At 58.1% G+C, this 13,734-nt stretch carries 17 protein-coding genes; 5 read left to right on the plus strand and 12 right to left on the minus strand.

Annotated elements, in window-relative coordinates:
- Positions 1-361 precede the first annotated feature (361 nt).
- Positions 362-1,960, plus strand: coding sequence for a phosphoenolpyruvate carboxykinase (locus ACZ1HM_RS18910; RefSeq protein WP_472744158.1), 1,599 nt, complete (start codon positions 362-364; stop codon positions 1,958-1,960).
- Between the two features lie 160 nt (positions 1,961-2,120).
- Here the strand turns inward: ACZ1HM_RS18910 and ACZ1HM_RS18915 are convergent, their stop codons facing one another.
- Positions 2,121-2,468, minus strand: coding sequence for a hypothetical protein (locus ACZ1HM_RS18915; RefSeq protein WP_472744159.1), 348 nt, complete (start codon positions 2,466-2,468; stop codon positions 2,121-2,123).
- Positions 2,469-2,569: 101 nt separating this feature from the next.
- On the opposite strand from ACZ1HM_RS18915, the gene ACZ1HM_RS18920 reads away from it, so the two are divergent.
- Positions 2,570-2,872 (plus strand): hypothetical protein, encoded by a 303-nt coding sequence (locus ACZ1HM_RS18920; protein WP_472744160.1) that lies wholly within the window; start codon positions 2,570-2,572, stop codon positions 2,870-2,872.
- Between the two features lie 155 nt (positions 2,873-3,027).
- Here the strand turns inward: ACZ1HM_RS18920 and ACZ1HM_RS18925 are convergent, their stop codons facing one another.
- On the minus strand, positions 3,028-3,876 hold the full coding sequence (locus ACZ1HM_RS18925) for a helix-turn-helix domain-containing protein (RefSeq protein WP_472744161.1): 849 nt from the start codon (positions 3,874-3,876) through the stop codon (positions 3,028-3,030).
- Between the two features lie 151 nt (positions 3,877-4,027).
- On the opposite strand from ACZ1HM_RS18925, the gene ACZ1HM_RS18930 reads away from it, so the two are divergent.
- Positions 4,028-4,387 carry a helix-turn-helix domain-containing protein gene (locus tag ACZ1HM_RS18930; protein WP_472744162.1) on the plus strand — a complete coding sequence of 120 codons (360 nt, stop codon included), beginning with the start codon at positions 4,028-4,030 and terminating at the stop codon, positions 4,385-4,387.
- 3 nt (positions 4,388-4,390) lie between these two features.
- On the opposite strand, the gene ACZ1HM_RS18935 is transcribed toward ACZ1HM_RS18930, so the two are convergent.
- Positions 4,391-5,155 (minus strand): TSUP family transporter, encoded by a 765-nt coding sequence (locus ACZ1HM_RS18935; protein ID WP_472744163.1) that lies wholly within the window; start codon positions 5,153-5,155, stop codon positions 4,391-4,393.
- 144 nt (positions 5,156-5,299) lie between these two features.
- Here ACZ1HM_RS18935 and ACZ1HM_RS18940 point away from each other — a divergent pair, with 144 nt between their 5' ends.
- Together ACZ1HM_RS18940 and ACZ1HM_RS18945 are read left to right on the plus strand one after the other, a co-directional pair.
- Positions 5,300-6,991, plus strand: coding sequence for an acyl-CoA dehydrogenase family protein (locus ACZ1HM_RS18940; RefSeq protein WP_472744164.1), 1,692 nt, complete (start codon positions 5,300-5,302; stop codon positions 6,989-6,991).
- A 63-nt stretch (positions 6,992-7,054) separates the two neighbouring features.
- Positions 7,055-7,582 carry a TetR/AcrR family transcriptional regulator gene (locus ACZ1HM_RS18945; protein ID WP_472744165.1) on the plus strand — a complete coding sequence of 176 codons (528 nt, stop codon included), beginning with the start codon at positions 7,055-7,057 and terminating at the stop codon, positions 7,580-7,582.
- Between the two features lie 46 nt (positions 7,583-7,628).
- Here the strand turns inward: ACZ1HM_RS18945 and recO are convergent, their stop codons facing one another.
- From recO to ACZ1HM_RS18990, 9 genes are all read right to left on the minus strand, one after another.
- Entirely contained in the window at positions 7,629-8,354 is a 726-nt protein-coding gene (gene recO / locus ACZ1HM_RS18950; protein WP_472744166.1) for a DNA repair protein RecO, read from the minus strand.
- The gene (locus ACZ1HM_RS18955; protein WP_472744167.1) at positions 8,354-8,683 is read right to left on the minus strand and encodes a DUF1491 family protein; all 330 of its coding nucleotides are present in this window, start codon (positions 8,681-8,683) and stop codon (positions 8,354-8,356) included. Before ACZ1HM_RS18955 ends, recO begins: the two co-directional genes overlap by 1 nt.
- Positions 8,684-8,755: 72 nt before the next feature.
- Positions 8,756-9,679 (minus strand): GTPase Era, encoded by a 924-nt coding sequence (gene era / locus ACZ1HM_RS18960; RefSeq protein WP_472744168.1) that lies wholly within the window; start codon positions 9,677-9,679, stop codon positions 8,756-8,758.
- Positions 9,676-10,362, minus strand: a complete 687-nt coding sequence (gene rnc, locus ACZ1HM_RS18965; protein ID WP_472744169.1) for a ribonuclease III — start codon at positions 10,360-10,362, stop codon at positions 9,676-9,678. Before rnc ends, era begins: the two co-directional genes overlap by 4 nt.
- Complete coding sequence (gene lepB, locus ACZ1HM_RS18970; protein WP_472744170.1) at positions 10,359-11,195, minus strand: signal peptidase I; 837 nt, start codon at positions 11,193-11,195, stop codon at positions 10,359-10,361. The genes rnc and lepB overlap by 4 nt, the downstream gene beginning before the upstream one ends.
- A 109-nt stretch (positions 11,196-11,304) precedes the next feature.
- Entirely contained in the window at positions 11,305-11,712 is a 408-nt protein-coding gene (acpS, locus tag ACZ1HM_RS18975) for a holo-ACP synthase (protein WP_472744171.1), read from the minus strand.
- 45 nt (positions 11,713-11,757) lie between these two features.
- On the minus strand, positions 11,758-12,198 hold the full coding sequence (locus ACZ1HM_RS18980) for a hypothetical protein (protein ID WP_472744172.1): 441 nt from the start codon (positions 12,196-12,198) through the stop codon (positions 11,758-11,760).
- Complete coding sequence (locus ACZ1HM_RS18985) at positions 12,195-12,956, minus strand: pyridoxine 5'-phosphate synthase (RefSeq protein WP_472744173.1); 762 nt, start codon at positions 12,954-12,956, stop codon at positions 12,195-12,197. The genes ACZ1HM_RS18980 and ACZ1HM_RS18985 overlap by 4 nt, the downstream gene beginning before the upstream one ends.
- 44 nt (positions 12,957-13,000) lie before the next feature.
- Positions 13,001-13,666 (minus strand): DUF2062 domain-containing protein, encoded by a 666-nt coding sequence (locus ACZ1HM_RS18990; protein WP_472744174.1) that lies wholly within the window; start codon positions 13,664-13,666, stop codon positions 13,001-13,003.
- Between the last annotated feature and the right edge of the window lie 68 nt (positions 13,667-13,734).

Below are 13,734 nucleotides of genomic sequence, written 5' to 3' on the forward strand. Positions count from 1 at the left end.
CTTCGTGCTGCTCAATACATGTTATTGTTTTTTGGCATTGATCCCAATTTTAACCCTGCGAATCAATCCTTAAGTGCGAATCACCTCGGATGATCGCCACATTTCCGCCACATTTTGGTTAGGAATGGCTAAATTGCCGCACTTTTCCTTGGGTTCAACCCGGCGCAATCGTTTGCGCGCAACGCCCTGTGGCCAAAGTTTGCTATGATGGCGCTAACTGCGACCAAGCCACCTGTTCATCCCCGAAACCCTCATGTTATGAGCCGCTTTGTGACCCTTAACGGTCGCGGCCAGCGCTTTGCCAGCCTGGTACCAACAGTTTAGCCAATCGCCGCACCGGCACGTCTACAGGAGACATTGCATGACATCTGGACGGGTAAACCCGCAGTTCCGCCTTGAAGATCAACAGATCACCGGGCTGGGCAATGTCTATTATAACATGATGGAACCGGCCTTGATTGAGACCGCCCTGAAACGCGGGGAAGGCACGCTGGGCAATGGTGGTGCGTTTTTGGTCACCACGGGCAAATTCACCGGCCGGTCACCCAAGGACAAGCATGTTGTGAAAACCGCCAGTGTCGCAGACACGATCTGGTGGGAAAACAACGCCGAGATGTCGCCCGAAGGGTTTGACGCGCTTTATGACGACATGATCGCGCACATGCAGGGCAAAGAGTACTTTGTGCAGGACCTGGTCGGCGGCGCCGACCCGCGCCACGCGATCAACGTTCGCATGGTGACAGAACTGGCCTGGCACGGGCTTTTCATCCGCACCATGCTGCGCCGCCCTGAGCGCGAAGATCTGGATGACTTCATCGCAGACTTCACCGTGATCAACTGCCCCAGCTTCCAGGCGGACCCCGCCAAGCACAATTGCCGGTCTGAGACGGTGATTGCGATGAACTTTGACCGCAAGATGATCCTGATCGGCGGCACCGAATACGCGGGCGAGAACAAGAAGTCTGTCTTCACGCTGCTGAACTATCTGCTGCCTGAGAAAGGCATCATGCCGATGCACTGCTCAGCCAACCACGCGACGAACAACCCGGTGGATACGGCTGTTTTCTTTGGCCTGTCGGGCACGGGCAAGACGACGCTTTCTGCCGATCCACAGCGCACATTGATCGGCGATGATGAACACGGCTGGTCCGACAACGGCACCTTCAACTTTGAGGGGGGCTGCTATGCCAAAACGATCAACCTGAGCCGCGAAGCAGAGCCAGAGATCTATGACACCACCAGCAAGTTCGGCACCGTCATTGAAAACATGGTCTTTGATCCTGAAACCAAAGCTCTGGATTTTGACGACGACAGCCTGACGGCGAACATGCGCTGCGCCTATCCCCTGCACTATATCTCTAACGCCTCTGAAAAGGCGGTGGGCGGGCATCCCAAGAACATCATCATGCTGACCTGCGACGCCTTTGGCGTCTTGCCCCCTATCGCGCGGCTGACGCCTGCACAGGCGATGTATCACTTCCTGTCGGGCTTTACGTCCAAGGTGGCGGGCACAGAACGCGGCGTGACTGAGCCTGAGCCCACGTTCTCCACCTGCTTTGGCGCGCCCTTTATGCCACGCCGCCCTGAGGTCTATGGCAACCTCTTGCGCGAAAAGATCGCCCAGCATGGGGCGACCTGCTGGCTGGTGAACACCGGTTGGACCGGGGGCGCCTACGGCACCGGCAGCCGGATGCCGATCAAGGCCACCCGCGCCCTGCTGACCGCCGCGTTGGAAGGTGAACTGAACGAGGTGACCTACCGCAAAGACCCGAACTTTGGCTTTGAGGTGCCTGTTGCGGTGGAGGGTGTGCCGGACATCCTGCTGGATCCCCGCCGGACCTGGGACGACGCAGAAGGCTATGACGTGCAAGCGGCCAAGTTGGTTGCGATGTTCTCAGACAACTTTGAACAATACGTCCCCTTCATTGATGAAGACGTCAAATCAGCTGCTATCGGGTAAGCTTGGCAGCGCAGTTGCGTTCCAGGGACGCTGGGCTGCAGAGCCGCTAAGGGCAGATTAGAGCGTTATCGCTTTTGACATAGAAAGAGCCGCGACAAGGGCGCGGCTCTTTTTCATTTCCATCGTCGCTTTGAGGCTCATCCCGCCTGAAGCAGGCGCTTTAGGCCGCCTCTGTCACCAGATCCTCAACCGGAATATCCAGCAAGAACCGCGCGTCTTCGTCACTGAGCCAGGTCAGAAACGCCTCCAACGGCTTGTCGCGGCCCGCAATCTGCCACTTGAGCGCGCCGGGTTCATTGTGGAAATACCCCATCCGTTCAGAGAACCCCTTGAACGCAACTTGGCGCAGCATGAAGCCGTAGATAAAATCAGGGTTCCAACGGCGCATGATTTCAAGCAGGCCGGTCCGTGCCAACACGGTAGACAGACCCGTGCCGCGATACTGGCCCTCTTCCGGGGCCATCCAAACCTCACCGTGATAGACCACATTCCCCGTGATGCCGCGCATGCCCGGCGTCGCCCGAAAGCGCGAGCGTTCAAAATCGACCCCGGAATAGGAGGCGGGAAATCCACGAAATGCGTGCGCAGATGTGTTGCCAAAGAAGCACCATGCAAGGGAACTTTTTTGGCCGCCTGCGAATGAATCAGCTCCCCCTCACGGTTGCGGCCGATCAGCCAAAAGGCATCTTCTTTTTTCAGGTCGTACTGCTTGAAGTCGAACGGCGCACCAAGATTCTGCACCTTGCGCTCAGTGTGGATGATCTCACTGTACTCTTCAAAATTACTACCTGTGGTTACCTCAATCTTATGTGCCCGCAAGATATCGCGACTTGTCGCGATGAACGGCGCGGCGTCGCTTGGAAATTGAATTGTCATGCCCGAGTCCTTTTGTCCGCTTTGACAAAAGACTAATACAAATGCGGGAAAAAGACCCGACATTTGACATCGAACTGTCCAATTTTCGCCTTATTTCGAAAAGGCGCTCATGTTTGCACCCTCAAAAAGGGTTTGTTCGGGGCCGAACTCAAGCGGCTCAACGGGTTCTAAATCCCTGATTTTGGAGACATCTATACCGTCGATATACACGTCATCGGCGGGGGCCACCAAAGACAGAACCGAAGGTGATTTATCTGGAAAAAACCGCTGAGCATCAAACGCTGATAGGCAACGGGCCGCGCCACTTGCCCATCGGGGCGTGGCATGCGGGTCAGAACATGGTCCAGCCGCGCCATCTGTGCGGCCTGCACTTCCTCAAAAGCGGCATAGACCAGGCTGGAGAAATCCTCCCCCGCGGGCATCTTATTGATCGGGCGACCAATACTTGAGCGGGCGAAATCCTTTCCGAACCACTTTACGTAAGTGGATTGTTCGCCAAATTCGACACAGATCCACCCAGCCTCTGATTGGCGATATACAATCACATAGGGGCGCACATGGGCGAAAAATTCGCTTTCAATTTCTCCGCCCGCCATGCTCCAGGCGCGAAAGGTCTCTCGCAACAGCGGGGAGGAATCGCTCCAGATGCGCCCCAACGGTTGTTGCTGCTGATACAGCATCCAGTCGCCAGATGTCGCATGCAGACGCTCAAGATCGCCAATGCTGCGGACCTGGCCGGAATGCCACAGCTTGCCCCTGGCCAGAATATCCTTGGCCATCGGCCGCATGCTTTCACCCACGGGCGTTAGAAAATAGCGCCGGTCAACGACATTGAACAAAGACGCGCCCATCGACGCTTCGAGGTGCGAGATGTGGCGGCGGACCGTCTGTCTGGTGCTGTTTAATTCCGCAACTGCATGACTGAGGTTTAACGTGTCCGCCAATGCAATGAACGACCGTATCATTTCGTACAACAAAGCGGGCGGTGCATCCTGCGCGGCGGCGGCTACACGGCTCTCTATGTTCGTCGTTTCATTCATTAGACTCATAGGTAAAGAAATCACCCATCATTGCAACATTAATCACCCATCTACGTGTTATTTGTTTCCCCAAAGAGGAAAAAACTAGGCAATTGAATGACATCCCGAAAGTGGAGACAACGACTACAGCTCACAACCTGAGGTTTGATTAATGTCGCATCCTGTAGATCTTCACGTCGGTCGGAAACTCAAGCAGATCCGCACCCTGCGCCGCTTGTCTCAAACGGATGTCGCCCGAAAACTTAACCTGTCTTTCCAGCAAATTCAGAAATACGAGATCGGATCAAACCGCGTCGCTGCCAGCCGCCTGTTTGAGCTGGCGCAAATCCTTGAAGTTTCGCCGTCTTTCTTCTTTGAAGGACTGCATGACAATCAAAACGAAGCCCCACGCGAAGACGCAGGACTTGAGATTGTGCATGCTTTGGCGGCCATCAAAGATGAAAACGTAAAGACACGGATCGTGACATTCATCGAAGACGTCTCTGGCGTGACCGTCGCGCGGCGCAACTAAACGTCAGAAAATCGCGCGGCGGATAAGGTTCGCGCCTGCGATCAGCAGCACGACCAAGGTCGCGCGTCGGAACATCACCTGATCGATTCGGTCCATGACTTGCCCGCCGACCCACATCCCGATCAGCGCCGGCGCAATCAAGGCCAGCGACAGCCCCACAGTGTCAGACGTCAGCACCCCTGACCCGGTATGGGCAAAGACCAGCACCACCGATCCAGCGCCATAAATCACCCCCTGCACCCGCATCTGGTCATGCTTGGGCGTGTTCAGTGCTGTCAGATACATCACCGTTGGCGGGCCCCAGACCCCGGCCATGCCGCCCATGACACCGGCCACCGCCCCAATGCCCATGTCCACGCGTTTGCGTTGCTGTTTAAGCGTGAAAGACACGCCAGACAGCTCAAGAATAGAATAAACCAACGCAGGCAGGCCAATCACGACCAATAGCACCGGCTGCGGCACCACCAGAACCAACTGTGCCGCGACGACCATTGTGATCCCGCCAACGGCCATGAAGTACCGAAACTTCCGCACAGAAGACCACGCCGCCCCCACCCCTTGGCGCAGGGACTGAAACACATTCGCGACCAGCGTGGGCAGGATCAGACCCGCCAACGCCAGCTCTGGCGACAGGAACAATGTCAGCCCCGAGATGATCACCAAGGGCTGCGCGAAACCGACCACGCCTTTGACGAATCCTGCGCAAAACGCGATACCCATAGCCAAGATCAGCTGAAATGGGTCCAAAATGGCGAATAAGCTGCTCATAGCCCTACATACCATCTGGCGAATCCGCTGCACGGCGAAAATGGGCGCGCAATTTTTGAACAAATTGACGCATCAAAACGTATCTTTATTGTGCTGCAGTTGCGAAGGCGCTATCTGCAGGGCAGCAAAACGAGGGTTAGACTTATGGCACATGACGGTCAGGACATGACAATGATGCAGGCACCTGTCCTGCTGGACAATCTGCTGGAGCTGACAGGTGCGGCCGTGGCACCCGTTGAAACGATCTTGGAAAAGGCCAAAACCTCTGTGCGGGCGCTGGTCAGCAAAGACGGCCGCGTTTCAGCAGGTTTGATCGAGGCGCATCAGACCGCCGCACACGGTTTGGCCTGGTTGGCCACCTATGCGCAGTCGTTGCGCGAAATGCAGCGGTGGGCCGAAACGCTCAACACCGAAGGCAAGTTTGGCGAGGTTGAGCAGCTGATCCACCAGATCGCCTTTGGCGAATACCTCTGGCAGATCTACGGCGGCATCCAGATGAACCAGGGCGAGGTGCTGCGCCTCCAGGACATGGGCCTGACCCAAGAAGACATGCGCGGGATGATGGAACCTGCGATCCAGACGCTGACCCAAGGGGGCAACACCCAAGCCGCCCGCACCCGGCTTTGTGAGCTGATGCAAGAGCAGGCCGCGAACATCACCGTCGGTGCATCTGGCCTGGACGAAGAGCTTGAGATGATCCGCGAACAGTTCCGCCGCTATGCGGTGGAAAAGGTCGAACCCTTTGCGCATGACTGGCACCTCAAGGATGAACTTATTCCGATGGAGGTGATCGAAGAGCTCGCTGAGATGGGCGTCTTTGGCTTGACCATCCCAGAGGAATTCGGCGGCTTTGGTCTGAGCAAAGCGTCCATGTGCGTTGTGTCCGAAGAATTGTCGCGCGGCTATATCGGCGTGGGCTCTCTGGGCACCCGGTCTGAGATTGCGGCAGAACTGATCATCGCTGGCGGCACGCAAGAGCAGAAAGAAAAGTGGCTGCCACGTCTGGCTTCCGCTGAAACGCTGCCGACGGCTGTGTTCACTGAACCGAACACCGGCTCTGATCTTGGCTCTCTGCGCACCCGCGCGGTGAAGGACGAGAATGGCGATTACAGAATCACCGGCAACAAAACCTGGATCACCCATGCCGCACGCACCCAGGTGATGACCCTGCTGGCACGCACCGATCCTGAGACCTCTGACTACAAAGGTCTGTCCATGTTCCTGGCCGAAAAGACACCCGGCACGGATGAGGCCCCCTTCCCCACCGAAGGCATGACCGGCGGCGAAATCGAAGTGCTGGGCTACCGCGGCATGAAAGAATACGAACTGGGCTTTGATAACTTCCACGTGAAGGGTGAAAACCTTCTGGGCGGCGAAGAAGGCAAAGGCTTTAAGCAACTGATGGAGACCTTTGAAAGCGCGCGCATCCAAACCGCGGCCCGCGCGATTGGCGTGGCGCAATCCGCGCTCGATATCTCCATGCAGTATGCGATTGACCGCAAACAGTTCGGCAAATCCCTGATCAACTTCCCCCGCGTGTCGTCCAAACTGGCGATGATGGCGGTGGAGATCATGGTGGCGCGTCAGCTGACCTATTTCTCTGCCTTTGAAAAGGACGAGGGACGCCGCTGTGATGTTGAGGCCGGTATGGCCAAGCTCTTGGGTGCCCGCGTGGCCTGGGCTGCGGCGGACAATGGCTTGCAGATCCACGGCGGCAACGGCTTTGCCCTGGAGTACAAGATCAGCCGCGTTCTGTGTGACGCCCGCATCCTCAATATCTTTGAAGGAGCGGCTGAAATTCAGGCACAGGTGATCGCACGCCGCTTGCTTGGCTAAGTTTTCGTGAATTAGGAGAGGCATCGCTTGCCTCTCCTGCACGCGGGGCGGTATCCCTCGGATATGGCACGCCCCCGACTCTCCCCTGAAAAATGGCTTTCCGCTGGCATGGAAGCGCTTGTGGCCTCCGGCCCTTCCGCTTTGGCCGCAGAACCCCTTGCCCGCCGGTTGGGAACGACCAAAGGGTCGTTTTACTGGCATTTCAAAGATGTCCCCGCCTTCCAGGACGCTGTCTTGCAAGAATGGCGCGCCCGGGCGCTGGCCCATGTGGTGGCCTTGTTGCAGGAACGTGGTGAACCCGATCAACGGCTGCGCAAATTTGGCCGAGACGTTCTGAATGACGGGGTTGAGGCCAATCTGCGGATCTGGGCCAACGGCGATGCGCGCGTTCGCACCGTGTTGGAAGAGGTTGACGCCGAACGCCTGCGCTATCTGACGCAGCTTCTGGCAGGCCTGGGCTTGGGCAACCCCGATTTTGCCCGCGCGCTTCAGGCGTCTCTGATTGGCCTGCCGCAAATCGCGCAAAGCGCTGCTGATGACGGCATCGCGCCCTTTGACACGTTGGTCGATACGATCCTGGCACTGGAATAAAGACGCGGCGGTGCCCGTTTCCTTTCAAGGAAACGGCCCGAAGCCTTCAAAGGCTTCGTCCAAACGCCTCAACATAGCGTGCCCGCGCGTCAGGCAGCGGCCTGTCGCCAAGGTTCTTGGCCATATGTGCGTTCAGAAAATGCCCCGTTGTGACAAAGGCCTGCGCAATCTCTGCATCAGACGCCTCTCCTTGTCCCCGCAAAACATCGGGCAGGGGCAACAACCTATCCGCCCATTCTCCGGCCCCTTCCGCCGATACCGCCCGCCCCGATTTAGGCGAGACATAGCGCAACCCCTGACGGGACCCCGTCACCGCACAAGACGTCAGATCCAGCGCATAGCCCATCTCTTCAAGCAAACACATCTCCCACTGCAGATACGCCAGCGGCCAGACATCGGACTGCCCCAGCAAATCCAACAGCGCTTCTGTTCGGGCATAAAGTGCCGGATGCGGCTCACGTTCGGGCAGGGCAAAGGCCAAAAGCCCGGTTACCGCATTTAACCCAGCCAGCGCCAGCCGGTCGCCCAATGCGATCGCCGCACGGCTGCGCAGCGGTTCCACGGTGAAACTACCAATGTGGTCTTCCAACCTGGCCCGCCAGGCCAGATCCAACTGCGCGCCCGGTTGCAGCACTGGCGCGATTTTGCGGCTGGTTCCGCCCCGTACCACGCCTGCGTGTTTGCCGCGCTCTGGCGTAAAGACTTCGATGATCACAGAGGTTTCCCCATGGCGGCGCGTGCTGAGCAATATGCCCTGATCGCGCCACTCCATCAGGCCAGCCCCTCTGTGTCCAACAGATGCCGGCCCTGACGGTCCTCCACCTCAATCACCCACAGGTCAGGGTCAAATTCACGCTGTCTGCGCGCCGCTGCATCCACCTCCGGCTCAGCGCCCTTGGCCAATTCAACCCAACTCCGCTCTCCGCTCATCAGATCAAAGGACCGCTGAAACAACACCGCCTGCCCATCAAGCGTCGCAAGCTTGACCAGAACCGCCCCGCCCGTGTCATCCCCATGCGCCACGACAAAAGCCGGGATCCCTTGCAGCGACAAACGCGCCAAATAGGCATCAACCCAGAACCGTGTTGTCAGCCTTGGCACTGGCCTGCCCCTTCATCTTTCCAATAAAACTTACAGCCACCGTGGCCACAAGACAGACATCTGCGATGAAACTCAGGCGTTGCCATCTTTGAAATCGAGCCCCATTTCCTTATAGCGCTCCGCTTCATCAAGCCAATTTGGCCGGACCTTGACCTGCAAAAACAAATGCACGCGGCGGCCCAAAAACTCTTCAAGCTCCGTCCGGGCGGCTTTGCTGACCGCTTTGATCGTCTCACCCTTGTGACCCAGCACAATGCCCTTGTGGCCGTCGCGCACGACATAGATCAACTGGTCAATCTTGGCAGAGCCGTCCTTGCGCTCTTCCCAGTTCTCAGTCTCCACCGTCAATTGATAGGGCAGCTCCTGATGCAGGCGCAGGGTCAGCTTCTCCCGTGTCATCTCAGCCGCGATCATGCGCATGGGCAGATCGGCGATTTGGTCTTCGGGATAGAGCCAAGGCCCTTCGGGCATCTCAACCGCCAACCAATCGCGCAGCGCCTCTACGCCATGACCCTTTTCCGCAGAAATCATAAAGGTCTCAGCAAAGGCGAACCTGTCATTCAGATCTTTTGACAGGCCCAGCAGCACCGGCGCTTCGACCTTGTCGATCTTGTTGATCGCCAGCGCCACCCGGCGTCCCGTGCCAATCTCAGCTAGCCCGTCCAGGATGCGTTCCACCCCTTCGGTTACACCGCGATGCGCCTCAATCAGCAACACCACCACATCCGCATCCGCAGCCCCGCCCCAGGCGGCGGCAACCATTGCGCGATCCAACCGGCGGCGCGGTTGAAAAAGGCCGGGGGTGTCCACAAAAACGATCTGGCTGTCGCCCGCCATCGCCACCCCGCGAATGCGCGCGCGGGTGGTCTGGACCTTATGCGTCACAATGGACACCTTGGCCCCCACCATACGGTTCAAAAGGGTGGATTTCCCTGCATTCGGCTCGCCGATCAGGGCGGCAAAACCCGCGCGTGTCTGGCCCATTTCAGCGCTCATGTCTCAGTCTCCATTTGCGCCAAAAGGGCGGTTGCCGCCGCTTGTTCAGCTGCACGTTTTGAGGGGGCGGTGGCTTGCGCTTCGGCACCGTTTTCCAACCGTGCGGCAATCGTGAACACCGGTGCATGATCAGGACCGATGCGCGCGATTTGCAGGTATTGAGGCGGTTGCAGCTTGCGAGCCTGCGCCCACTCCTGCAGCGCGGTTTTTGCATCGCGGGCGTCGGCCTCAACCGTCTCAATCCGCGCGCCCCACAGGCGCAGCACCAGCGCTTTGGCCGCCTCAAACCCGGCGTCCTGATAGACCGCCGCAATCACCGCTTCGATGGCGTCGCCCAACAGGGCCTGCTTGCGCCGCCCGCCTGAGATCATCTCGGACCGACCCAGTTTCAGAACCTTGCCCAGATCAATATCGCGCGCCACATCCGCGCAGGTTTCCTTGCGCACCAATGCGTTGAAACGCGGGGCCAACTGGCCTTCGGTGGCGGTGCGGTCCAGCGCCAAAAGCGCCTCTGCCATCACCAACCCCAACACCCGATCACCAAGGAATTCAAGCCGCTGATTGTCATCGCGGTTGGCCGAAGACATGGAGGCGTGGGTGACCGCGCGAACCAAAAGTGCTGGGTCTGAAAACTGATGCCCGATGCGCGCCTCAAAGGCTTTGAGATCGCCGCTGATCTTCATTCAACCGCTTTGAAAAAGCGGTCACCCCGCCATGTCCAAAAATACAACATCGACCGTCCAGCAGAGCTGAACATGATGCGGTCGGCCCGGCCGATCAGGTTTTCATAGGGCACAAACCCCACACCGCCCACCTGCTGCGCCAGACGGCTATCAGCTGAGTTATCGCGGTTATCGCCCATAAAGAAATAATGGCCCGTCGGAACAGTATAGACGCCCGTGTTATCGGATTGTTGGTTGGCAATGTTCAAGATCGTGTGGCTGACACCGTTGGGCAGCGTTTCAATCTGGCGGGACTTGGTGCATGCCCCTCCTTCGCCCACTGGGCCGTTTTCACAGCGCGGGCGCAGCCGTTGGGGGCCTTGGGCTGTCATGACCTCTTGGAAAAGCCCATCGTCTTGCAGCTCAACCGGGGTGCCGTTGATTTCAACCACCCCTGCTGTGATCTGCACGCTATCGCCCGGCATACCGATAAGACGCTTGATGTAATCCCGCCCGGATACCGGATGGCGAAAGACCACCACATCACCGCGCTGCGGATCACCGCCGAAAAGCCGCGTGTTGTCGCCGTCAAACATCCCGCAGACGTCTTTTGCATCCACTTCGATGCCGAAGTTCGGCAGCATCAGGCTGGGGCAAGAGGCGTAGGAATAGCCGTAGGCCATCTTGTTCACAAAAAGGAAATCCCCGATCAGCAATGTCTCTTTCATAGAGCCTGACGGGATCCAAAAGGGCTGAAAGAACAGCGTGCGGAAAACCCCAGCAATCAGAAGCGCATAAACGATTGTTTTTATCGTTTCGACAAAGGCATTGCCGGATTTTTCCTTGTCGGCCATCTGGCGTCCTCTCTCAGTCGATTTGGAGTTACATGCGGGTGCGTGACGTTACTGTCAAGGTTGTGTCGCAGGGGGTGCCAAACCGGGACCGCGATTTAAGCGTGCAAGCTCAGCTTTTGGCGATCGGACGGGCCTCAATCAGCACAAAGGCCTGCGCCCAAGGGTGATCATCTGTGAGGGTGACATGAATGATCGCCTCATGACCTGGCGGGGTCATGGTATCCAGACGTTCTTTCGCCCAGCCTGTGACCTCCATCACCGGTTGCCCGGTGCGCAAATTGCTGACGGCCATGTCTTTCCAGCTGATGCCCATGCGCAGGCCCGTTCCCAACGCCTTGGAGCACGCCTCTTTCGCGGCCCAGCGTTTGGCGTAGGTGCCCGCAACATCCTTGCGGCGTTCCGCCTTGCGCTGCTCCACCGGGGTGAAAACACGGTTGCGGAACCGATCACCAAAGCGGTCAAGCGTGCCTTGGATGCGGTCGATGTTGGCCAGGTCGGTGCCGATGCCGAGGATCATCTGTGCTGCCTTGTGTCGTTGCAGAGCCAAACGAGGAACATATCGCTACTCAAACGCTACCGCTTGCAGGCTGGCAAAGTCTATGCGCCAGCGTGTCAGCTGTGTGGGGCAGCATCGGGCATCGTTTGGGCCCAGGGTCAATGTGGTGACATCGACAAAGCTGGCGGTGAACCGCGCGTTTTGCGGCGCGTGGCCAAAGACACCTTCCACCGGGCCGGCAAATACCCAGCCCGCGGGCTGTTTCACAAAAAGGCCCGTCGCGATGGAGGTATTGCCCGCTGAGCCGGGGATGTATTCATAGACAATCCCCAAAGCGCGGGTAGCCGCCGCTGCATCGGCAGCATCCGGCAACCAGAAAGACGCCTCAGCCGCGCCTGATTGGGTCAGATAGGGGAACATCAACGCATCAAGGTTCCCCCAAGCGGCCTGTGCGCTTGCCACTGGCGCGGCAAGGCACATCGCAAACGCCAAGGCATATCGCCTCATGCAGTGTCCTCAGCCCGGGCTTGATCCATCAGACGGCGCATTTCTTCGATTGCGGGGCCTAGCCCCAGAAAGATCGCCTCTCCAATAAGGAAATGCCCGATGTTCAATTCGCGCACCTCAGGAAAGGCGGCGACGGGGGTGACCGTGTCATAGGTCAGGCCATGCCCGACATGCACCTCCAGCCCTAGGCTGTGGGCATAGGCGGACATCTCGCGCATCTTTTCCAGCTCAACCTTGGCCTCATCGAAATGGCCGTCGCTGTAGAAATCGCAATAGGCCCCGCTGTGCAGCTCAATCACCTGCGCACCAATGCGGTGTGCCGCATCAATCTGACGCTGGTCCGCGGCAATAAAGATCGACACGCGGCTGCCCGCCTCTCTGAGGGGGGCGATAAAGTGGGCCAGGCGGTTTTCCTCGCGCGCGACTTCCAGACCGCCCTCTGTCGTCCGCTCTTCGCGCTTTTCGGGCACGATGCAAACCGCGTGTGGCTTATGCCGCAGGGCGATCTGTTGCATTTCCTCAGTCGCGGCCATCTCAAAGTTGAGCGGCACAGACAGCATATCCATCAGCCCCTCAATATCCGCGTCAGAGATATGGCGGCGATCTTCGCGCAGATGCGCTGTGATCCCGTCTGCGCCAGCGGCTTCGGCCACTTTGGCTGCGCGCAGGGGGTCGGGGTAGGCCCCACCACGGGCGTTTCTGACAGTTGCGACATGGTCAATATTGACGCCAAGGCGCAGCTTCTCCGTTCCAGTCATCTGAAATCCTTCCATTACCGTGTCAGATGCGGCCAAGACCCCGTTTACTTGGCTTCGTCCATTTTGCGCTTGGCATCGGCCTTGGCGGCCGTTTTTTGCTTAAGCGCTTCAAACTTTGCTTTGATCAACCCTTTGCGCCGTTTCTGATAAGCCCGCAGCAGCGGTACAGATGCGACATAGGCCAATGTGGCAAAGAAGATACCTGGGATGATGCCACCCACCAGATAGGGATAAAAGACATCACGTGAGAAAATTGCGAGGCCGGACCAATCCATCTTCGCATGCGTAAAGATCGCCATGAAGTTGTGCCAAAGATCGCTGCCTGCATCGCCAAACTTGCGGCTCAGCGCGCGCAGCTCACCTTCTTTCAGTTCGGTGCCCAGCAGCCAGTGCCCGGTTTGCAGCGATGCCAGCGCGATGAATACGAAAGTAAAGGGATTGCCCACAAAGGTGGCCATCAAGGACGCAACGATGTTGCCCTTCATCAAGCGGGCCAACAGGACAGCCCCCAGAAAATGCAGACCGAAAAGCGGTGAGAAGGTGACAAAGACGCCCGCCCAGATGCCCCGCGCGATCCGCTCAGGGCTGTCAGGCAAGCGGCGCATCCGGTGTTTGATGTAGTGAAACGCACGATTCCAACCGCCGCGGGGCCAAAGGAAATCAGCCACCGCGCGCAGTGTCGGTTTGGGATCTCGGCGTTTAAAGATCACTTACGTGCCCAGTGTCCATTTTTGTTTACACCTAAGGACATACCCCGCCTTGACGGCAACGGATAGAC

The organism is Sulfitobacter sp. GN1-4, assembly GCF_055693825.1.

Bases quoted from the DNA above. Each gene is read 5' to 3' on its own strand.
- ACZ1HM_RS18940 (WP_472744164.1), top strand. From the start codon at position 5,300: ATGGCACATGACGGTCAGGACATGACAATGATGCAGGCACCTGTCCTG.
- ACZ1HM_RS18945 (WP_472744165.1), top strand. From the start codon at position 7,055: ATGGCACGCCCCCGACTCTCCCCTGAAAAATGGCTTTCCGCTGGCATG.
- ACZ1HM_RS18935 (WP_472744163.1), bottom strand. From the start codon at position 5,155: ATGAGCAGCTTATTCGCCATTTTGGACCCATTTCAGCTGATCTTGGCT.
- ACZ1HM_RS18920 (WP_472744160.1), top strand. From the start codon at position 2,570: ATGCAAGGGAACTTTTTTGGCCGCCTGCGAATGAATCAGCTCCCCCTC.
- recO (WP_472744166.1), bottom strand. From the start codon at position 8,354: ATGGAGTGGCGCGATCAGGGCATATTGCTCAGCACGCGCCGCCATGGG.
- acpS (WP_472744171.1), bottom strand. From the start codon at position 11,712: ATGATCCTCGGCATCGGCACCGACCTGGCCAACATCGACCGCATCCAA.
- ACZ1HM_RS18910 (WP_472744158.1), top strand. From the start codon at position 362: ATGACATCTGGACGGGTAAACCCGCAGTTCCGCCTTGAAGATCAACAG.
- ACZ1HM_RS18915 (WP_472744159.1), bottom strand. From the start codon at position 2,468: ATGCGCGGCATCACGGGGAATGTGGTCTATCACGGTGAGGTTTGGATG.
- ACZ1HM_RS18980 (WP_472744172.1), bottom strand. From the start codon at position 12,198: ATGAGGCGATATGCCTTGGCGTTTGCGATGTGCCTTGCCGCGCCAGTG.
- ACZ1HM_RS18930 (WP_472744162.1), top strand. From the start codon at position 4,028: ATGTCGCATCCTGTAGATCTTCACGTCGGTCGGAAACTCAAGCAGATC.
- ACZ1HM_RS18985 (WP_472744173.1), bottom strand. From the start codon at position 12,956: ATGACTGGAACGGAGAAGCTGCGCCTTGGCGTCAATATTGACCATGTC.
- lepB (WP_472744170.1), bottom strand. From the start codon at position 11,195: ATGGCCGACAAGGAAAAATCCGGCAATGCCTTTGTCGAAACGATAAAA.
- era (WP_472744168.1), bottom strand. From the start codon at position 9,679: ATGAGCGCTGAAATGGGCCAGACACGCGCGGGTTTTGCCGCCCTGATC.
- ACZ1HM_RS18925 (WP_472744161.1), bottom strand. From the start codon at position 3,876: ATGAATGAAACGACGAACATAGAGAGCCGTGTAGCCGCCGCCGCGCAG.
- rnc (WP_472744169.1), bottom strand. From the start codon at position 10,362: ATGAAGATCAGCGGCGATCTCAAAGCCTTTGAGGCGCGCATCGGGCAT.